Below are 19,212 nucleotides of genomic sequence, written 5' to 3'. Positions count from 1 at the left end.
GGTCGGCCGGTGGCCGGGAGCAGCCGACGTTGCCCGCGCTTCGCGCGAAGCGATACCATCGGCCAGAGACGGGGGAGCGATCGAGCCATGCGGCATGCCGCAATGGCGCTGGTGTTTCCGGCTGGCGGAAACGCGCATTTCCTTGGTACCCCCAGTGGTGGAATCACTCCGGTCGACCCGCAGGGGCGGCAGGGCCAGCGGGTGCCCAAGGTGGTCTCGGATATGGACTGGCGTCGGTTGCAGCGCTCGTGGAGCGCTTGAAACCCATCGTGCGAAGCAGCGTCCTGTCGCGCCAGATCGGCGTGGCGGTGGTCTATTGCGCATCGGTGGCGCTGCTCGGCCACCTTTCCACGTCGCACTGGATCGTGCTGACCGGCTTGCACCTGGGGGCCTTGCTGCTGGTGGACTATCGCTACTGGCCGGCGCTGTTCGCCGGTGACGTGGCATGGCTCGGCTATCTCAGCCTCACGTCCTACGGGCAGCTCGGCGTGCTGTGGGCATTGGTCAACCTGATCCCTCCCATCGCCTGGTACGCCCCGCTGGTGCTGATGTTCCGCGAGCACTGGGGGCTCGACCCGGCCCGCGGTTCCACCCACATGCCGACGCTGATGGTCTGCGCGGTGGCCGTGTCCGGCATCGCCACGCTGATCGCGATCGGCCAGTTGCAGGTGGCGCCGCTGCCGACGGGCAGCTCGCTGCATTACGACGAGACCATTCCACGGCTGGTGCTCGGCAACCTTCTGGGCGTCCTGACGGTGACACCCGTGCTGCTGGTCTGGCAGCAGGGCCTGGCCGCGACCGGCTGGCGCTGGTTTACCTGGATGCGCCAGTGCACCGAGAGCCGCCTGGCCATCGAATCGGCCTTTGCCGTGGTGCCCTTCATCGCTGCCCTGTGCTGGCTGGGGGGACGCCATGGCGAGGTGCGCGACGTCATCCAGCTGGCGATGTTCGTACCGGTGGTGATCCTGGCCATGCGGCACGGCTGGCGGGGCGCCGCGGTCGGCGGGATGCTGGCGACGGGCGGGGTCATGGCCCTGATGCCGGTGCAAGACGACGCGACTACCCTGCAGGCGGAGGCAATGATGGTCGTGGCGATGGCTGCCATGCTGGTGATCGGTGCACGCATCACCTACCTGAATGGGCGCGCCGAGCGCGAGCAGTCGGAGATGCGTGCCGTGTTGAACCAGACCCAGCGACAGATCGTCGAGGACGAGGCGGAGCTGCGCGTCATGGCCCGTGCGCTGGAGGAGTTCCGGGAGTCGTTCCAGGGCGTGCTGCACCAGATGCTGGGGCGGGCCGGGGGAGCCGCAGACGTCCGGGCTCTGCAGCGGAGCGCGTCGCGGGACAGCCTTCCGGCGGCACTGCCGGAATCGACGGTCGATCCGTTGCACCCGTCCATGCTGGCGCGGTCGGGATTGCCGGGTGTGCTGGGCAAGGAGGGGCTTGCCCGGCTGCTGCAGGACGCGGGAGTGGACTATGCATGGGACCTGCGCGGGCCGATCAGCCTGTTGCGACACGGGACCAGTCTCGCGATCTACCGCATTGTGCTGGAAACCCTGGCCGATGCCTGTTCGCGACGGGACGTGGCCGCCGTGCGGATCCGCCTGCGCTGTGGCGAGCAACGGCGCTCCTGGGCGGTTGCCGTGGTCGATATCCAGCTCGACCCCGAGCGTGCCGCCCGGGTCGACTGGGGACGGTTGGTGCCGCGGCTGCACCTTCGCGCCAGCGGGCTCGGTCGCCGGGCGATCGAGCACCAGGCCGCCCTGTTCGAGGGAGCCGTGCGCGAACGCCCCACGCCCCATGGCCAGCGGGTCACCGTGGGGCTGCTGCAATCGGCCTCGCTGCTTGCCGGCGACGTCGACGACCAGGCCACGAAACTGCGCCAGGCCTGAGCCGCACCGCAGCGGTTTCAGCCGGGAAGCAGGGCCGGCAGCGGGTCCCCCAGCAGCTCGCCACGCCAGCCTTCGAGAAAGTCCGGCCACTCGCCGGAGCTCACGTATTCCTCCAGCACCTTGCGGGGACACAGCAGGCCGCTGGGGAGGTCGAGTTCGCTGGCGAGAGCGTCGACGCAATCTTTCATTGCGCCGAGGGCCTTCTTGGCCTCGCCCTGAAGCGGATGTGCCACCGGTGCGGTGGCCGCGATCTCTGCGTCGTCGACGGGATCGCGCAGCAGATCGAACAGTTCCACCCGTTGCGTGCTGCGCAGCGCGCGCTGGCCGCGGCTGCGCTGGTCCAGCTCGGCCTGGGTGGATGGCGGCTGCTGCACCAGGCTCATTGCCAGGGCATCCTCGAGCAGCCAGGGGCGGGGCTTGTCCAGCGCGCGGGCGGTGCGATCGCGCCAGCGCAGCAGGCGACGCAGAAGGGCCTGCTTCGCACGCGGCCAGTCGGCTGCGCCACGCATGCCTCGCTGGGGCTGCGGGTCGCCCTCGGCCGCGGCGGCACGATGCTTCAGGCGTTCGCAGTCCTCCGCGTGCCAGTTCGCGCGACCGCGCTGATCGAGGCGGCTGGCCAGCTGGTCGTGGATGCTCTCCAGATAGACCACGTCGAGCGCGGCGTAGAGCCGCTGCGAGTCGGTCAGCGGTCGCTGCATCCAGTCCGAACGTGTCTCGCCCTTGTCCAGCTCCACATGGCACAACTCGGCCACCAGCGCGCGATAGCTGATGCCCAGGCCCATGCCGACGAAGGCCGCGGCGATCTGGGTGTCGAACAGCACGCGGGGCCCACCGGGCAGGAACGGGGCCAGGGTCTCCAGGTCCTCACCGGCACTGTGCATGACGGTGACGGAGTCGCCGGCATGCAGCCGCGGCTTGAGCGCGTCGCCGATATCGAACGCCAGCGGATCGACCAGTGCGTAGCGGCCATCCCAGCCCAGCTGCAGCAGCGCCAGCTGCGGGTGGAAGGTGTTGCGCCGCATGAACTCCGTATCCAGTCCCACCCGCGCGTCGGCAGGCAGGTCGGCAAGCCATCGGTCGAGCGCGTCGCGGCGATCGATCCAGACAGCATCGGAGGGCAGGGCGGGCAACGGCATGCGGAGTGATCCTCGAGTCGTGAACGGCGGCTCCTTGGAGGCCGCGCAGGCGAGCGCAGGAAGGTCGATTGCCTGCAGTCGGCATGGCACGATAGCAGCCCCTACGAGGACGCCCCAAGATGCCCAACGGACCGAACATCGACCGACAGCGCGCGCTTGGCGGCGCGCTCGGCGTGGTCGTGCTGGGCTTTGCGCTGACTTACCACTTCTTTCCGCGGGTCTTCCACGTCAATCCGGAGGACGTGGCGCCGCGCCGTTCGATGTCGCTCGGCGTGGCGCAGCCGGCTCGAACCGCCAGCGCGCCGATGGTGGTGGACCGCGGCGAGGTCGATGCCGGCCCACCGCTGACGCTGGCGCCGGCGGCGGTGATTGCCGCGCGGACGCACCGCGTCGAAGCGGCATTCCCGGTGCAGAAGGGCGAGGACCCGCCCGAGGTGGTGGCCCTGCTGGATCGCGCGGACAAGGCATTGCACGCCGGCCAGGTGGCGGGCGCGCCGGATAGCGCGGCTTCGCTCTACCAGCAGGCGCTGAAGATCACCCCGGACAGCCGCCGTGCCCTGCAGGGGCTGGATGAGGCTCGTGCACGGCTGGTGGCGGCCATCGGCCAGGACATCGCGCTGGGCGACGCCGATGCGGCCGGCGACCTGATCGAGTCGTTGCGCACGCTGCCGGGCAGCGAGGCCGACGTGAAGACGCTCGACACCAGCCTCGGCACCTTGCTGAAAGTGCGCCCGATGCTGGCCAAGGCCGCCGCAATGCTCACCCAGGGCAAGGTCGATGGCCCCGGTGCGGACAACGCGCTGGCCGGTTACCGGGAGGTGCTGGCCATCGACCCGCAGAACGCGGTGGCGCAGCAGGGGCTGCTGCAGGTGCAGCGCGCAGTGCTCGACCGGGCGCTCGCGGCGGTCGCGCAGAACGACTTCGATGCGGCGGACAAGGCGCTCGGCGAGGCACAGGCGATCCAGCCGGATTCGCCTGCCATGCGCGATGCCACCGCGCGCGTGGCCGGGATGCGCGACCAGCGCGCGAGCGGCCTGCTGACCCAGGCCCGCACCGCACTCGACGCGGGCAACCTGGCGCTGGCCCAGAAGTTCGCCGCGCAGGCAGCCGCGGTGAAGCCCGACCTGGCCGGACTGGACGATTTCCACGAGCGCCTGGTCAACGCCCGCCTGTATGCCAGCTACCGGCCGGGGCAGGTCTTCACCGACAGCTACGTCGACCTGCCGGGCAAGGCGCCGTCGATGGTGGTGATTCCCACCGGCAGTTTCATGATGGGAGCCGCCGATGCCGAGCCGGGCCACAGCGACACCGAGACTCCGCAGCACGAAGTGACCATCTCCAGCGGCGTGGCGATCGGGCGGACCGAAGTGACGGTGGGGCAGTTCCGCGAATTCGTCCGCGCCAGCGGCTACCAGCCGGAGTCGGTGACCAAGGGTGGTTCCAGCATTTACGACGAGCGGGGCGGCGTGGTGCGTGACGATTCCCAGGCAACCTGGGAGGACGATTACGCCGGGCATCCCGCCGACGACGACATGCCGGTGGTCAACGTCTCCTGGAACGATGCCAAGGCGTATGTGGACTGGCTGGCCAAGCACACGGGCAAGTCCTACCGCCTGCCCAGCGAGGCCGAGTTCGAGTACGCGCTGCGCGGCGGTACGACCACCCGCTACTGGTGGGGCGACGGCACGCCCGACAAGCGGGTGGAAAACCTCACCGGGGCGCTGGACCGCTCCCGCAATGGCCGGCGCTGGAGCAACGCCTTCCGTGGTTATCGCGACGGTTACTGGGGCCCGGCGCCGGTAATGAGCTTCCTGCCGAACCCTTTCGGCCTGTATGACATCAACGGCAACGTGTCCGAGTGGGTCGCCGATTGCTGGCACGACAGCTACCTGCGTGCGCCCCGCGACGGCAGCGCCTGGATCAATCCGGGCTGCAGCGCCCATGTGGTCCGCGGCGGCTCCTGGGGCAGCGCGCCGGACCAGGATCGTTCGGCCTACCGGCAGGGCGTCGACGCCGACGTGCGCAGCGCCCGGGTCGGGTTTCGCGTGGCCCGGGAACTCTGAGCCGGTCCTGACTGCCATCGACAGGTTCTTGCGCACCCCCTGGGTGATCGCGCTATCTTGACCACTCCGGCGCTGCCGCTCTCGACAGCGCCCGCGACAAACGCTCCGTTACTGCTTATTTCGGGATGCCTCCGGCGTGTTGGGAGGCCCCGGGCCCTTGGCCACCTCCACCTCACGTCGAGGAGCACGCCATGGAACCGCAACCGGTCCGCCTGTTTGTCCCCTACACCGACGATACCCCGTGGATCGTGCGTGGCGAGGTCGCGCGCGTCGGCACCTTCGGCAGCCGTGCCGATGCCGTCCGGGCTGCGATGGCCATGCGCGCGAAGCTCGCCCGCGCCTGGGGCGTGTCGCACCCGCCGGTGCAGGTGCAGGAATGCGACGGCAGCTGGCACGACGTGGAAGACGAGGAGCAGCTTTTCGGCTGAGCCGGCCGTCGATGACGAACGGGCAAAAGAAAAACCCCGCCGAGGCGGGGTTTTTCATGTCTGGTACCGGTGAGAGGACTCGAACCTCCACTGTGTCGCCACAAGCGGATTTTGAGTCCGCCGCGTCTACCATTCCGCCACACCGGCTTAAGACAGGGACGCGATTATGCCGGCTTCAGTGCAGGGGGTCGAGCCCCAGCTGGCGGTCGTGGCGCTCGTAACACTGTGCCTCGGCAGCGGGCTGGAAGACCGCGCAGTGGGTCATCTGGCCCGAGTAGATGTGCAGGCTGACCGCGACCACGTCCTCGCTGGGATTGCGGATGGTGTGGTACTCGTGCGGCGGGATCAGGCTGCCGGCGGAGCCGGGGCCGGCCTGGATCGAGCCGACCGGCTGGAACCGGCACTGGCCCTGGTCGTCGGCCAGGCGCTCGTACTGGGTGACCTCAAGCTCCCCGCTCCAGACGCCTTCGACGCACCACATGCCGCAGTGGTCGTGGATCGGCGTGCCCTGACCCGGGCCCCAGGTCATCGCGACCACGCAGTAGCCGTGTTCCTCGCTGCAGTACAGCTCGCGACGGGCATAGCGCCCCTCGGCCGTCTCGTAAACACAGTCGGGAAGCTGCACTTCGCGGGCGCGGATCAGCCGGCAGAGGCTTTGCCGCAAGGAATCGGTGATGGCCTGGGTGGTCGGTTGGCTGACGGCTTCGTCGATGGCATCGATCAGCTGGCGACAGCCGGGAAATTCCTGGGCAAGCATGGTGATCTCGGTACGGCGCTTAACTGCCCCATCTTAGCAGCGCCATCGGGCGGCGACAGGGGATGGGGGCTCAGAGCCGGCCCAGGAAGCCGCCGATGGCGCGGCTGTAGTTTTCGATGTCGACCAGGAAGGCGTCGTGGCCCTGCGGCGAATCCAGTGCCACGAACTCGACCTCGGCCCCGGCCTCGCGCAGCCCCTCGGCAATCTGCTCCTGCTGCTCCAGCGGGAACAGGATGTCGGTGCTGACGCCGATCACCAGCGCCTGTTCGATGCAGATCCGGCGCAGGCCCTCGTGCACCGAGCCGTGGCCGTATTCGGCCACGTCGAACCAGTCGCTGGCGCGGGACAGGTAGAGATAGCTGTTCGGGTCGAAGGTGCGCACGAAGCGCTCGGCGTGCGCCTGCAGGTAGGACTCGACCTGGAACTCGACGCCGAACGGGTGCTCCTCGCGCTGGTCGGAGTCCAGCCGGATGCGGGCGAAGCGCCCGTTCCACTCCATCGCCGAGCGGTAGGTGATCACGCCCAGCTTGCGGGCGATGCTCATGCCGGCGTCCGGATAGGTGGCGTCGGCGCGGTCGCCCGGGTGCAGGTCGTACCCGCCCCTGGCCCAGCCCGGATCGAGCCGGATCGCCTCGCGCTGCAGCGAGCGGATCGCGATGGCGAACGGCTGCGCCTGCGGCGCCGTGTCGACGCTGATGTGGGCGCGCACCGAACCCGGGTGCAGCAGCATGTAGGCGAGCGCACTCATCCCGCCCATCGAGCAGCCGATGAGGCAGGCCAGCCGGTCGATGCCGAGCTGGCTCACCGCGACATGGGCGGCGTTGGCCACGTCTTCCAGCGACAGCTCGGGGAAGTCCAGCCGGTACGGCTCGCCCGTGGTGGGGTTGGTGGAGGCCGGGCAGGTGGAACCCTTGTCGCTGCCCAGCGAATTGACGCAGATGACGAACCAGCGGTCGGTGTCGATCGCCTTGCCGGGGCCGATCATCGCCTCCCACCATCCCGGCGAGGGGTCGTCCGGGCTGGACGCGGCGTGGGCGCTGGGCGACAGGCCGGTGAGGATCAGCAGCGCGTTGTCCCGCGCTGGCGCGAGCGTGCCCCAGGTTTCGTAGGCGACGCGCGCACCCACCAGGGCGCCGCCGCGCTTCATCGGGAACGGCGAGGGCAGGTCGGCGTAGCGACGCGCGTCGCTCACGGATGCACCTTGTCGATGACCACCGCGACCGGCTCGTGGCGACCGGTCGGCACCACGCCGGCGGAGCCTTCCAGGTCGCCCGGCTGGCCGATCGCCTGGCCGCTGTGGCTGATGCGTGCACCGACGACCACGGACGACGCCGAGGACAGGTCCACCGACGGCGCCATCGCCATGGCGTCGGTGAGCTCCACCGTGGCCGGCAGCCGGGTGGCGTCCAGACGCGCCACCGCCAGCGGCATCGGCGGGCCGTGTTCGGCGCGGGCATAGACGAACAGGGTGTCGCCGGGGCGAACCTTGTCGCGCAGCGCGGGGGCGAGGCTCACCTGCACGGTCAGCTTCGGCGCGCTGGCGTTGGCCGCCGGTGCGTTGCTGCTTGCCGCGGGGGCGGGCGCACCGCCGGCGCGAGCGTCGGCTACGGCGATCTGCTGGGCCACCGCCTTGGCCACGCTGGACCCCGGGGTGAGCAACGGCTGCAGCTGACGCCAGGTGGCGGCGGCCTCGGCGTAGTGCTCGAGCTGGAAGTCGCTGATGCCGAGCAGCCACAGCGCGCGCTGGTTGTCCGGAGCGAGCTTCACCGCCTGCTGCAGCAGCTCGCGCGCGCGACCTTCGATGCGGTGGTCCGGCCGCGCCATGGAATCGGCCTCGGCCCAGCCAATCATCGGCAGCGGATCGTTCGGCAGCAGTCGCAGCAACTGGCCATAGGCGTCCCTCGCCTCGGTGTTCTGGCCCAGCGTCGCCGTGGTCTGCGCCAGCAGCATCCAGCCCTGGCTGTCGTCCGGCGCGTCCTTGAGATGGGCGCGCAGCTGGGTCAGCGCCTGGTTCACGTCCATGGGCGGGGCCTGCTTCGCCACGCCATCGAGCGCGATCGGGGTGCCCACCGTGAGGTAAAGGCTGGCTGCAGCCAACGGCAGCGCGAAGGCGATGCCGAGGGCGAGGACGAAGACCCCGCGCGAGCGCCCCTGGGCGCGTCCGTGCCTGATCAACGGCCACAGCAGCAACAGCAGGCTCGCCGCGATCATGATCGCGGCGATGATGTAGAACAGGATCTTCACCAGTCGTCCCCGTGGTCGATGGCCGGCGGTGGCGCGCCGGAGCGAGAGCGTTTGCGGATGGTCACCACCACCACGACGGCGCCGGCCAGCAGGATCAGCAGCGGCCCGAACCAGAGTACCCAGGTGGTCGGGTTCACTGGCGGGTCGTACAGCACGTAGTCCGAATAGCGGGCGACCAGGAATTGCTTGATCTGGTCGTCGGTGCGGCCTTCCTGCATCAGGCGGAACACTTCATGCCGCAGATCGCGGGCGATCGGCGCGTTGGAGTCGGCCAGGGTCTCGTTCTGGCACATCGGGCAACGCAGTTGCGCGGTCAGGTGCTGGAATCGCAGCTCCTGCGCGTGGTCCTTGAACGGCATCGGCTCGATCGCCTGCGCGCCGGCGAGTCCGGTGAACAACAGCAGGCCGATGGCCAGCAGCAGGGCCAGGCGCTTCATCGCGACTCCCTGGCCAGCGCGGCAATCGCCGGCTTGAGTTCCTTCTCGATCACCTCGGGGGTGAACGGTCCGATGCGCTTGTAGCGGATCACGCCCCTGGCATCGATGAGGAAGGTCTCCGGTGCCGCGTAGACGCCGAAGTCGATCGCGGTTTGGCCGCTGACGTCGGCCATCAGCACCTGGTACGGGTTGCCGTGTTGGGCCAGCCAGGCCTTGGCGTCGTCGGGCTGGTCCTTGTAGTTGTAGCCCACCAGCTCGACGCCCAGGCTCGGTCCTTCGGCCTCGAGCAGCGGATGCTCCACTGCGCATTCCACGCACCAGCTGGCGAACACGTTGAGCAGGTAGGGCTTGCCCAGCAGGTCCTTCTTGGTGACCACCTTGGACGGGTCGTACAGCTCCGGCAGGGCGAACTCGGGCGCCGGTTTGTCGATCAGCGGGGACGGGATCGCGGTCTGGTCGTGGTGGCTGTTCCACCAGATGCCGAAGCCGAACAGGCCGCACAGGGCAAGGAAGGCGAAGAACGGGATCAGCCGGCTCATGCATGCGACTCCCGTGCGGTGGCCAGCCGCTCGCCGCCGGGCGCCGCATTCGGGGCGAGGCGTTCACGCTCGGCCACGCGTCTGGCGCGGAAACGGCGATCCGCCGCGGCGACGAAACCGCCGAGCATCATGAACAGGCCACCGGTCCACAGCCAGCGGATGAACGGCTTCACATACAGGCGCATGGCCCAGGGACCGTCGAGATGGTTAGGATCCATCGGCTCGCCGAGTGCGACGTAGAGATCGCGGGTGACCCCGGGGTCGATCGCCGACTCGGTCTGTACCTGCTCGCGGGTGTAGGTGCGCTTCTGCGGGTGCATCACGCCGACCACCGCGCCGTCCCTGGATACGGTGATCGAACCCTGGCTGCCCTTCCAGTTCGGACCGCTGGTCTGCTTTACCCCGTCGAAGCGGAAGCTGTAGCTGCCGATGGTCTGGGTGTCGCCCGGCGCCATGCGCACGTCGCGGGTGACGCTGAGCGACTCGGACAGCAGCACGCCGGCCAGGAAGATGCCGACGCCGAAGTGCGCCAGCAGCATGCCGGCCATCTCCGCCGGATAGCGCCGGCCGGCCGGTGCCTCGCGGTAGCGCTTGTAGACATAGAGCAGGGTGCCGACCACGCACCACACGGCGGAGGCCACGCCGACCAGGGCGCGGGTACGTCCGTCGACGAAGAACGCCGCCACGATCGCGCAGGCCACGGCAGCGATGCCGGCGCGCAGCGCGATCGAGCCGATCACGCCCGGTTCGCCGCGGCCCCAGCGCAGGAACGGTCCGAACGGCAGCAGCAGCACCACCGGCGCCATCAGCAGCGGGAACAGGAAGCCGAAGTAGGGCGGTCCGACCGAGATCCGGCCCAGGTTGAACGCATCGCCGATCAGCGGGAACAGCGTGCCCAGCAGCACCATCGCCGCGGCCACGGTGAACATCAGGTTGCCGACCAGCACCGCCGTCTCGCGCGAGACCACCGCGAACGACTTGCCACCGGCGACCTTCGGCGCACGCAGCGCATACAGCAGCAGCGAGCCACCCACCACGACCGCAAGGAAGCCCAGGATGAACAGGCCACGGCGCGGGTCGGAGGCGAAGGCGTGCACCGAGGTCAGCACGCCCGAGCGCACCAGGAAGGTGCCGAGCAGCGACAGCGAGAAGGCGAAGATCGACAGCAGGATGGTCCAGGCGCGCAGCGAGCCGCGCTTTTCCGTGACCGCCTGCGCGTGGATCAGTGCGGTGCCGACCAGCCAGGGCATGAAACTGGCGTTCTCCACCGGATCCCAGAACCACCAGCCGCCCCAGCCCAGCTCGGCGTAGGCCCACCAGCTGCCGGCTACGATGCCGGCGGTGAGGAAGGCCCAGGCGATGTTGGTCCACGAGCGTGCCCAGCGCACCCACGCCTGTTCCATCCCGCCACCGAGCAGGGCGGCGATGGAGAACGCGAACGCCACCGAGAAGCCGACGTAGCCCATGTAGATCACGGGCGGATGGAAGGTCATGCCCGGGTCCTGCAGCACCGGGTTCAGGTCGCCGCCATCCGGTGGCATCGGCAGCAGGCGGGCGAACGGGTTGGAGGTGAACAGGATGAAGGCGAGGAAGCCCACCGAGACCAGGCCAAGCACGCCGAGCACCCTTGCCACGAAGTCATCGGGCAGGTTGCGGCTGAACGCGGCGACGGCGAGCGTCCACAGGTTGAGGATCAGCACCCACAGCAGCATCGAGCCCTCGTGGGCGCCCCATACCGCAGCGATGCGGTAGTACCAGGGCAGCGCCAGGTTGGAGTTGTCCGCGACGTAGGCGACCGAGAAGTCGAAGCGCAGGAACGCCCACACCAGCAGGGCGAAGGCGACGATCACGAAGGCGGCCTGCCCGGCCGCGGCCGGTCGTGCGGTGGCGATCAGGGCGCGGTTGCCGCGCCAGGCGCCGATCAGCGGGAGGATGCTTTGCGCCAGCGCCAGCAGCAGGGCGAGGACGAGGGCGAGCTGGCCGAGTTCAGGAGTCATGGCGGGTTCCGTCGTGGCGGGCGCGTTGGTCGCTCAGGGTTTGGTTGCGGCAGGTGGCTGGTCGCCGGTCTCGGCGACCTTGCGGCCCTTGTGGGCCTTCGCCATGGCGTCCTTCAGCTCCTTCGGCATGTAGGTCTCGTCGTGCTTGGCCAGCACTTCGGTCGCCACGAAATGCCCGTCTTCCATGTGGCCGGTGGTGATCACCGACTGGTTGTCGCGGAACAGGTCGGGAAGGATGCCGGTGTATTCCACCGGCATGGCGCCATCGGCGTCGACCACGGTGAAGGTCACCTTCAGCGAGTCGCTGGAGCGCTGGATCGAGCCTTCCTTGACCATGCCGCCGAGGCGGAAGGTCTTGTAGCTGCGGGCCTGGCCCTCCTGCACCTGGCTGGGGGTGAACAGGTAGTTCATGTTCTGCTGCAGGGCGAACACGGTCAGGCCGCCGGCGACCGCCGCGGCGATCAGGACCATGACGACAATGATGAGCCGGCGCTTGCGGGTGGGGTTCATGGATGCGGTCCGGGGAATGGCGGGCGATCAGGCGTCGGTAGGGGTGTCGGCGTGGCGCTGCTGGCGCGCCGCCTGCCGTGCGAGGCGGCCGCGCAGTTCGCGCAGCACGCGGCGCCGGCGCAGTACCGGCGCCAGCGCATCGGCAAGCAGCACGACGAGGAAGACTGCGTAGGCCGGCCACACATAAACGGCATAGCCGCCCATGGCGAGGAACTGGTTCATCGGGCGCTTTCTCCCGCGGCGATCTGGCGCACCCAGTCCTTGCCGCCTTCCAGTGCCAGCAGGTCGGCGCGCACGCGCGAGCACAGGCTGAACACGTAGTAGCACTTGGTCGCGACCATCATCGTCAGCAGCGGCCAGATCATCGAGTCGGTCATGGTCGACGGGCCGAACAGGCGCACCGTGGAACCCTGGTGCAGGGTGTTCCACCAGTTCACCGAGAAATGCACGATCGGTACGTTGATGATGCCGATCAGGGCAAGGAAGGCGGCGGCGCGGGCGCCCTGGCGACGATCTTCGAAGGCGTGATACAGCCCGATCACGCCCAGGTACAGGAACAGCAGTACCAGTTCGGAAGTCAGTCGCGCATCCCAGGTCCACCACGTGCCCCACATGCGCACGCCCCACAGCGAGCCGGTGACCAGGGTGATCAGGGTGAAGGCCGCGCCGATCGGTGCAGACTCCATCGCCACCACCTCGGCCAGCTTGATCCGCCAGACCAGCGCGATGAACGCCGAGACGGCCATCACGCCGTAGATGAACAGGCCCATCCAGGCACTGGGCACGTGCACGAAGATGATGCGGTAGTCGTCACCCTGCTGGTAATCCGGCGGGGCGAGCACCAGGCCGCCGTAGAGCGCGACGAGACCCAGCACGATGGCAAGAGCGAGCATCCACGGACGCAGCTTGCCGGCGAAGCGGTAGAAGGTCGGCGGCGAGCCGAGCTTGTGCAACCAGAGCGGAATCCAGCTGGACATGGGTTCAGGCGTCCAAGGCAATGCGGAGGGCGGCGGCGCAGGCGAGCGGGGCCAGCACCAGGGCCAGCGCCAGGGCGGCGCCGAGCCATGCGATCGGGGCAATCCACGGCAGGCCCTGCTGGGCTGCGGCCAGCGCACCAGCGGCAAAGATCACCACGGGTACGCACAACGGCAACAGCATCAGGGCGAGCAGCATACCAGAGCGTCGGGTGCCGGCCGTGAGCGCCACGAGCACCGCGCCGAGCAGGCTGAGCATCGGGGTGGCCAACGCCAATGCCAGCATCATTACCGGCATTGCCGCTGCCGGTAATTGCAGCATGCTGGCCAGCATCGGCGCGATCACGATCAGCGGAAGCGCGGTGGTGAGCCAGTGGGCCAGGATCTTCATGCCCAGCATCAACGCAAGAGGCTGCGGTGCCAGCACCAGTTGCTCGAGCGAGCCATCTTCGATATCGCTGCGGAACATGCCATCCAGCGCCAGCAGCATCGCCAGCAGGACGGTCACCAGCACCGCGCCACCGGCGATCCGCTGCAACAGCGCGTTTTCCGGGCCCAGCGCGAAGGGGAACAGCGTGGTGACGATCAGCGCATAGAGCACCGGCATGGCGATGTCGCCACGACGGCGCCAGGCCAGGGTGAGATCGCGTCGAAGGACGGCGGCGCAGGCGCGCCCGAGCGGAGCCTGGCTCATGCATGCATCCGGATGCGCTGCGGCTCGCCGCCGTGGAAACTTACGGCGCCATGGCTGGTGACCAGCGCGGCGCCGCCAGCGGCGACGTGGCCTTCGAGCAGGCGGTTGACCAGCGCGATGCCGTGTCGGTCGAGATTGGCGTACGGCTCGTCGAGCAGCCACAGCGTGGCGGGCACCAGCAGCAGGCGCGCCAAGGCCGCCCGCTTCTTCTGCCCGGCGGAAAGCCGCCGCACCGGTTCGTCCTCGTAGCCGGCCAACCCGACCTCGCGCAGTGCGCGGGTCGGATCCATGCCATCGCGCACGCCGTGCAGGCCGACGGCGATGTGCAGGTTCTCGCGCGGACTGAGGTCGCCCTTGAGCGCGAGCTGGTGGCCGAGAAAGACGATCTCGGCAGCACAGTGATCGCGCTGCAGCGGCTCGCCGCGCCAGAACAACTCGCCCTCGTCCACGTGCAGCAGGCCGGCGAGCACGCGCAGCAGCGTGGTCTTGCCGCTGCCGTTGTCCCCTTCCACCAGCGCGAGCTGGCCGGGATGCAGCTCGAACTGCAGCGGGCCGAACACGGGCTCGTCCTGGCGGTAAAAGCTCAAGGCGGAGGCCGCGAGCAGGGGCGGGGTTGCGACGGTCATCCCCGGGATTGTCCGCAATGCCCGCGGGGCTTGTCCATGTGGTCAGCTGTCGCCGTTGACCCAGGTCAGCTGCGGCGTCCAGATCAGCCGCGCCAGGCCTTGCCCGCTGCCGGCGAGAAACGCTCGTTGGCCGAACGCCGCGGCCAGCCGCTCCAGCACGGCGTGTGGCGTGCCGATCGCGAACAGGCTGGGTTCGCGCCAGCCATCCGCGCCCACGCCGACGGCGGCGAGGATCTTCCGGGTGGTCGGGTCCGCGAGCAGTTCGGCGAGCAGCCGCCGTTGTGCTTGGCGGTTGGCGTCCCGCGGTGCGCGATGCGAGCCGGGGTGCCACGCGGTGATGAAGCCCCATGGCGAGGTGCCGACCAGTGCATGCAGTCCGGCCGGCACCGGTGCGTCGACGCGCAGACTGGCCGTGCTGCCGCCCGGCAGGCGTACCCGGTAGTCGGTACGCCGGTAGGCAACGAGCAGGCGCTCATCCATGCGGCAGGTCGGGTAGTGGCTCCAGCCGGTTGCGGAACAGGGCGACAGCTTCGTCCAGCGCCACCGCCTGCGGATCGCCGCCGGTCGTGGCGAGCAGTTCGTCGAGCAGGGCATCCTGCGCCTTGCCGCGCTGGTACGCGAAGGCATAGGGCAGGCGGGTAAAGGTGACCATGCGGTAGCGCGCCATGAAGTGCGACGGCACGGCTTCGGCCAGGCGCAGGCCGAGCGCCCGCTTGGCGAGGTAACGCGGGTCGGCGACCGAGTCGCGCATCTCCACGTAGTTCTCCAGCGCCATCGCGGCGATCGCATCGGCGTTCGGCTTGCGCCGGCGCTGGAATTCCGCGAACACGCCGGCCGGGTCGGCCGGGTCGCCCGCGAGCAGTCCGGCCAGTTCCACCGCGTCCTCCAGCCCGCAGTTCATGCCCTGGCCGTGGAACGGCACCATGGCGTGCGCGGCGTCGCCCAGCAGCACGGCGCGACCGTCCAGGTGCCAGCGGTCGAGATAGAGCGTGTACAGGCTCGGCGCCGGATGCGCCTGGAAATCTTCCGCGAAGCGCGGCATCAACGGCAGCAGGTCCGGGAACTGGGTATCGAAGAAATCCGCCGCGTGCTCCGCGTCCGGCAGGGTGGCGAAGCTGGGGTAGGGGCCTACGCCCGGCAGGAACAACGTGACCGTGAAGCTGCCTTCCGGATTCGGTAGCGCGATGCACATGTAACCGCCGCGCGGCCAGATGTGCAGGGCATGCGGTTCGATGGCGAAGCGCGCCTCGCCGTTCTCCGGGCGGGGGGGGATCTCCAGCTCTTTGTAGGCGTGGCCCAGCGCCTCAACCCGCTCGCCGAGCGGGTCCACGTGGTGCATCGCCGCCCGCACGGCCGAGCCGGCACCATCGGCGCCCAGCATCAGCTCAAAGCGGTGTTCCCGCTGTACGCCAGCGGCGTCGCGCAGGTACAGCCGTCGGGCATCGAAGTTGACGCGCTCGACCATCTGGCCGAAGTGGAAGCGCACGCCGGCTGCTTCGGCCGCGTCGAGCATGAGCTTGTTCAGTTCACCCCGCGAGACCGACCAGATCACCTCGCGATCATCGACGCCATAACGCTGCAATACCGGGGCCGCCGAGCCGGCATGCACCATCCGGCCGCGCATCATCACCGCCAGCGACAGCACGCGTTCGGCCAGGCCGGCGGTGCGCAAGGCATGCAGGCCGCGTTCGGCCAGCGCCAGGTTGATCGAGCGTCCGGCCTCGTAGCCGGCGGTGCGGGGGTCCGGTCGCTTTTCGAACACGTCCACCGCGAAGCCGCGCAGGGCGAGCAGGTGCGCGAGCAGGGCGCCGACCGGACCGCCGCCGGCGAGGGTGATGTTGGGCAGGGGCAAGGCCGGTTCCGGTGGTGCGGGATCGACGGGTACGCGACCGCCTGGTCGCGTACCCGTCGGTCAGAAGCTCATGAAGTATCCGCCGTTCACCGGCAGGTTGGCACCGGTGATGTAACCGGCGTCGTCGGCTGCCAGGAATGCCACGGCGCGTGCGATGTCGGCCGGCGAGCCGAGGCGGCCCACCGGAATTCCGGCAATGATCTGCTCGCGCACCGACGGCGCCACCGCGGCCACCATCGGTGTATCGCAGTAGCCGGGGGAGACAGTGTTCACCGTCACCCCCTTGCGAGCGGTCTCGCGGGCAAGCGCCATGGTGAAGCCATGCACGCCGGCCTTGGCGGCGGAGTAGTTGGTCTGGCCGAATTGCCCGGTCTGGCCGTTGACCGAGCTGAGGTTGACGATGCGACCGAAGCCGCGCTCGCACATGCCCTCGACGACCTGGCGACAGGTGTTGAAGATGCCATCGAGGTTCACCCGCATCAGCTGGTGCCATTGCTCCGGCGTCATCTTGCGCAGACTGGTGTCGCGGGTGATGCCGGCGGCATTGATCAGGACATCGACGGGGCCGTGCTCCGCTTCGATGCCTTCGACCAGTGCGCGGCAGTTGTCGAAATCGCTGACGTCGGCGGGCGTGAAGTCGATCGCGCCATCGAAGCTGGCGACCTCTCCGCGGAAGGCTTCGATGCGCTCCTGCCGACTCGGGAGGTCGATGGCGATGACCTGACGTCCGTCACGGGCGAGGTGGCGGCAGATCTCGGTGCCGAGGCCACCGATGCCGCCGGTGACGACGGCCAGTCGCTTGTTCATGCGTGCTACTCATATTGCCGCACGGCAACACGTGCTGTGCTGCAGCGGCCAAAGGCTGAAAGCGAACGGGGCAGCTTGAGGCTGCCCCGGGCGGGATGGGTCAGGACTTCTTGCCGCCGCGGCCTGTGCCGCTGGTGCCAGCGGGGCTGGCGGCGGGGCGCGACTGGGAGGCGGCGTCGAGGAAGCCTCGCTGCATGGACTTCCAGGCGTCCATGTTGCGCTCGGTCAGCTCGTTGAGCATCGACCAGGGCGTCTGGCCCATCAGGTTGTTGAGCTGGTTGCGGAATTGCTGCTGCTGGTCCAGGAAGACCTGCAGGCTGCGCTCCAGATAAGGGCCCATGAAGCCCTGCAGCGAATCTCCGTAGAACCGGATGATCTGGCTCAGCAGCTGCGGAGAGAGCATGGGCTGCCCCTTCTCCTCGTGCTCGGAGATGATCTGCAGCAGCACCGAACGGGTGAGGTCTTCACCCGACTTGGCGTCGCGCACTTCAAAGGTTTCGCCGTCCAGCACCAGCTGACGGATCTCTTCCAGCGTGATGTAGCTGGAGATCTCCGTGTCGTAGAGCCGACGGTTCGGATACTTCTTGATGATGCGGATTGTTTGTGCCATGCGGCGAACGCTAGCAGAAGGTATTGCGCCGCACCAGTCACCTTGCTGCACTTCGGAGTGCAGCAGAAATCTGCTAATGGGCTGGCCGATCAATGGCCTACGGCACCGCCGGCGCTTCCGAACGGCGGCCTGGCCAGCCACAGCACCGGGATCAGCAGCACGAACAACACCGCGCAGGCGAGGAATACGTCATTCACCGCCAGGGTCAGCGCCTCGCGCGTGAGGATCCGGTCGACCAGTCCAAGCCCCTCCCTGTGCGCGAAACCGGCGTGGGAAAGCTGACTGAGGAAATGCGTGGCGGCCGGATGGTCGGGGGTGATCGATTCGGTCAGCGTGGCGTGATGGAACTCCCCGCGGTGCTGCCAAAGCGTCACGCTTACCGCGGTCGACACGCTCGAGCCCAGCGTGCGGCAGAAATTGGCCAGTCCGGAGGCACTGGCGATCTCGGAGGCGGGCAGTCCGGACAGGTAGACCTGGTTCAGCGGGATGAAGAAGCACGGGATGGCGATGCCCATCACGAACCGGGGTAGCACCAGTGCGGAGAACGACGCCCCGCTGTCGAAGGTGGAGAACCAGTACGAGGTGGTGGCGAACATCACGAAGGCGAAGGTCACCACGGCACGCAAATCCAGCCGATGCAGGTTGCGGCCCAGAATCGGGGCGACCAGGAAAGCCAGGATGCCGACCGGCGCGGTGGCCAGCCCGGCCCAGGTGGCGGTATAGCCCAGCGTGGTCTGCAGCCATAGCGGAAAGACCACGTTGATGCCGAAAAAGGCCATCATGCCGAGCGATAGCCCGGTAACTCCGACTGTGAAATTGCGCTGGCGGAACAGCGACAGGTCCACCACCGGGTGTTTGGCATGCAGTTCCCAGACGACCAGGAACGTGAGACAGACCAGCGCGATGATGCCGAGCGTGGTGATCATCGGCGAGGAGAACCAGTCGTGGTCGTTGCCGTTGTCGAGCATGAACTGCAATGCCCCGACGCCGACCACCAGCAGCACCAGGCCGATCACGTCGATCGGCATGTTGAAGGTCTTCGTTTCCCGCTTGTGCAGCAGCGCCCAGGTGATTACCGCGGCCGCCAGACCTACCGGCAGGTTGATGTAGAAGATCCACGGCCAGGAGAAGTTGTCGGTGAGATAGCCGCCGAGGATCGGGCCGAAGATGGGCGCCACCACCACGGTCATCGCCCACAACGCGAGCGCGATACCCTGCCGCTCCTTGGGGTAGCTCGACAGCAGCAGTGTCATCGACAGCGCCACCATCGGGCCGGAGCCGGCGCCCTGCATCAGGCGTGCGATCACCAGCATCGGCATGGACGTCGCCAGGCCGCACATCATCGAGAACGCGACGAACAGCATGACCGAGGCGACGAAGGTGCGCACTTCGCCGAAGCGCTTGGCGAGCCATCCGGTCAGTGGCTGCATGATGGCGCTGGCCAGGGCGTACGAACTGATCGTCCAGGTGCCTTCGCTGGGGCTCACGCCGAGGCTGCCCGCGATATGCGGTACCGCGACGTTCACGATGGTCATGTCCAGCACCTCCATGAAGGTGCTCAACGCGACGGCAGCAGTGAGTAGGACCAGTGCGCCGCCTTGCAATGGCTTCAGCGGCGCGGCGGCGTCGGACGTGGCGGCCATGGC

20 protein-coding genes and 1 tRNA gene are annotated in these 19,212 nt (G+C 68.6%); 3 read left to right on the top strand and 18 right to left on the bottom strand.

Annotated features, from left to right (window positions below):
* Positions 1-269: 269 nt before the first annotated feature.
* The gene (locus tag C693_RS21125; RefSeq protein WP_157798552.1) at positions 270-1,892 is read left to right on the top strand and encodes an MASE1 domain-containing protein; all 1,623 of its coding nucleotides are present in this window, start codon (positions 270-272) and stop codon (positions 1,890-1,892) included.
* 17 nt (positions 1,893-1,909) lie between these two features.
* Here the strand turns inward: C693_RS21125 and C693_RS0105480 are convergent, their stop codons facing one another.
* On the bottom strand, positions 1,910-3,028 hold the full coding sequence (locus tag C693_RS0105480) for a ribonuclease D (protein ID WP_017461245.1): 1,119 nt from the start codon (positions 3,026-3,028) through the stop codon (positions 1,910-1,912).
* Between the two features lie 119 nt (positions 3,029-3,147).
* Between C693_RS0105480 and C693_RS0105475 the strand changes: the two genes are divergently transcribed.
* Both C693_RS0105475 and C693_RS0105470 read left to right on the top strand, forming a co-directional pair.
* Positions 3,148-5,091 carry a formylglycine-generating enzyme family protein gene (locus C693_RS0105475; RefSeq protein ID WP_017461244.1) on the top strand — a complete coding sequence of 648 codons (1,944 nt, stop codon included), beginning with the start codon at positions 3,148-3,150 and terminating at the stop codon, positions 5,089-5,091.
* Between the two features lie 191 nt (positions 5,092-5,282).
* Positions 5,283-5,519, top strand: a complete 237-nt coding sequence (locus C693_RS0105470) for a hypothetical protein (protein WP_017461243.1) — start codon at positions 5,283-5,285, stop codon at positions 5,517-5,519.
* A gap of 61 nt (positions 5,520-5,580) precedes the next feature.
* On the opposite strand, the gene C693_RS0105465 is transcribed toward C693_RS0105470, so the two are convergent.
* From C693_RS0105465 to C693_RS0105385, 17 genes are all read right to left on the bottom strand, one after another.
* Positions 5,581-5,666 (bottom strand) — tRNA-Leu (locus tag C693_RS0105465).
* A 28-nt stretch (positions 5,667-5,694) separates the two neighbouring features.
* Positions 5,695-6,276 (bottom strand): cysteine dioxygenase family protein, encoded by a 582-nt coding sequence (locus C693_RS0105460; protein ID WP_017461242.1) that lies wholly within the window; start codon positions 6,274-6,276, stop codon positions 5,695-5,697.
* Between the two features lie 70 nt (positions 6,277-6,346).
* Positions 6,347-7,468, bottom strand: coding sequence for a homoserine O-acetyltransferase MetX (metX, locus tag C693_RS0105455; protein ID WP_017461241.1), 1,122 nt, complete (start codon positions 7,466-7,468; stop codon positions 6,347-6,349).
* Positions 7,465-8,520, bottom strand: a complete 1,056-nt coding sequence (locus C693_RS0105450; RefSeq protein ID WP_017461240.1) for a tetratricopeptide repeat protein — start codon at positions 8,518-8,520, stop codon at positions 7,465-7,467. Before C693_RS0105450 ends, metX begins: the two co-directional genes overlap by 4 nt.
* Complete coding sequence (locus tag C693_RS0105445; protein WP_017461239.1) at positions 8,517-8,957, bottom strand: cytochrome c-type biogenesis protein; 441 nt, start codon at positions 8,955-8,957, stop codon at positions 8,517-8,519. Before C693_RS0105445 ends, C693_RS0105450 begins: the two co-directional genes overlap by 4 nt.
* Positions 8,954-9,496, bottom strand: coding sequence for a DsbE family thiol:disulfide interchange protein (locus tag C693_RS0105440; RefSeq protein ID WP_017461238.1), 543 nt, complete (start codon positions 9,494-9,496; stop codon positions 8,954-8,956). Before C693_RS0105440 ends, C693_RS0105445 begins: the two co-directional genes overlap by 4 nt.
* Positions 9,493-11,493: a heme lyase CcmF/NrfE family subunit gene (locus tag C693_RS0105435; protein WP_017461237.1), complete on the bottom strand. Its 2,001-nt coding sequence runs from the start codon at positions 11,491-11,493 to the stop codon at positions 9,493-9,495. Before C693_RS0105435 ends, C693_RS0105440 begins: the two co-directional genes overlap by 4 nt.
* 33 nt (positions 11,494-11,526) lie before the next feature.
* Entirely contained in the window at positions 11,527-12,003 is a 477-nt protein-coding gene (gene ccmE / locus C693_RS0105430; protein WP_017461236.1) for a cytochrome c maturation protein CcmE, read from the bottom strand.
* Between the two features lie 27 nt (positions 12,004-12,030).
* Positions 12,031-12,225, bottom strand: coding sequence for a heme exporter protein CcmD (ccmD, locus tag C693_RS0105425; RefSeq protein WP_017461235.1), 195 nt, complete (start codon positions 12,223-12,225; stop codon positions 12,031-12,033).
* Complete coding sequence (locus C693_RS0105420) at positions 12,222-12,980, bottom strand: heme ABC transporter permease (protein WP_017461234.1); 759 nt, start codon at positions 12,978-12,980, stop codon at positions 12,222-12,224. The genes ccmD and C693_RS0105420 overlap by 4 nt, the downstream gene beginning before the upstream one ends.
* Before the next feature lie 4 nt (positions 12,981-12,984).
* On the bottom strand, positions 12,985-13,671 hold the full coding sequence (gene ccmB, locus C693_RS0105415) for a heme exporter protein CcmB (RefSeq protein WP_017461233.1): 687 nt from the start codon (positions 13,669-13,671) through the stop codon (positions 12,985-12,987).
* Entirely contained in the window at positions 13,668-14,297 is a 630-nt protein-coding gene (gene ccmA / locus C693_RS0105410; RefSeq protein ID WP_017461232.1) for a cytochrome c biogenesis heme-transporting ATPase CcmA, read from the bottom strand. Before ccmA ends, ccmB begins: the two co-directional genes overlap by 4 nt.
* Before the next feature lie 42 nt (positions 14,298-14,339).
* The gene (locus C693_RS21120) at positions 14,340-14,777 is read right to left on the bottom strand and encodes a DUF3293 domain-containing protein (protein ID WP_017461231.1); all 438 of its coding nucleotides are present in this window, start codon (positions 14,775-14,777) and stop codon (positions 14,340-14,342) included.
* Entirely contained in the window at positions 14,770-16,149 is a 1,380-nt protein-coding gene (locus C693_RS0105400) for an FAD-dependent oxidoreductase (protein ID WP_017461230.1), read from the bottom strand. The genes C693_RS21120 and C693_RS0105400 overlap by 8 nt, the downstream gene beginning before the upstream one ends.
* 60 nt (positions 16,150-16,209) lie before the next feature.
* On the bottom strand, positions 16,210-16,956 hold the full coding sequence (gene phbB, locus C693_RS0105395; RefSeq protein WP_017461229.1) for an acetoacetyl-CoA reductase: 747 nt from the start codon (positions 16,954-16,956) through the stop codon (positions 16,210-16,212).
* A gap of 100 nt (positions 16,957-17,056) precedes the next feature.
* Positions 17,057-17,566, bottom strand: a complete 510-nt coding sequence (gene phaR / locus C693_RS0105390) for a polyhydroxyalkanoate synthesis repressor PhaR (RefSeq protein WP_017461228.1) — start codon at positions 17,564-17,566, stop codon at positions 17,057-17,059.
* An 89-nt stretch (positions 17,567-17,655) separates the two neighbouring features.
* Entirely contained in the window at positions 17,656-19,209 is a 1,554-nt protein-coding gene (locus C693_RS0105385) for a DHA2 family efflux MFS transporter permease subunit (RefSeq protein ID WP_017461227.1), read from the bottom strand.
* Positions 19,210-19,212 lie beyond the last annotated feature (3 nt).

The sequence above is a fragment of the Dyella ginsengisoli LA-4 genome, assembly GCF_000334915.1.
GTDB lineage: Bacteria > Pseudomonadota > Gammaproteobacteria > Xanthomonadales > Rhodanobacteraceae > Dyella_A > Dyella_A ginsengisoli_A.
The sequence above is the reverse complement of the archived record's forward strand: the minus strand, read 5'-3'. Positions and strand labels throughout refer to the sequence as shown.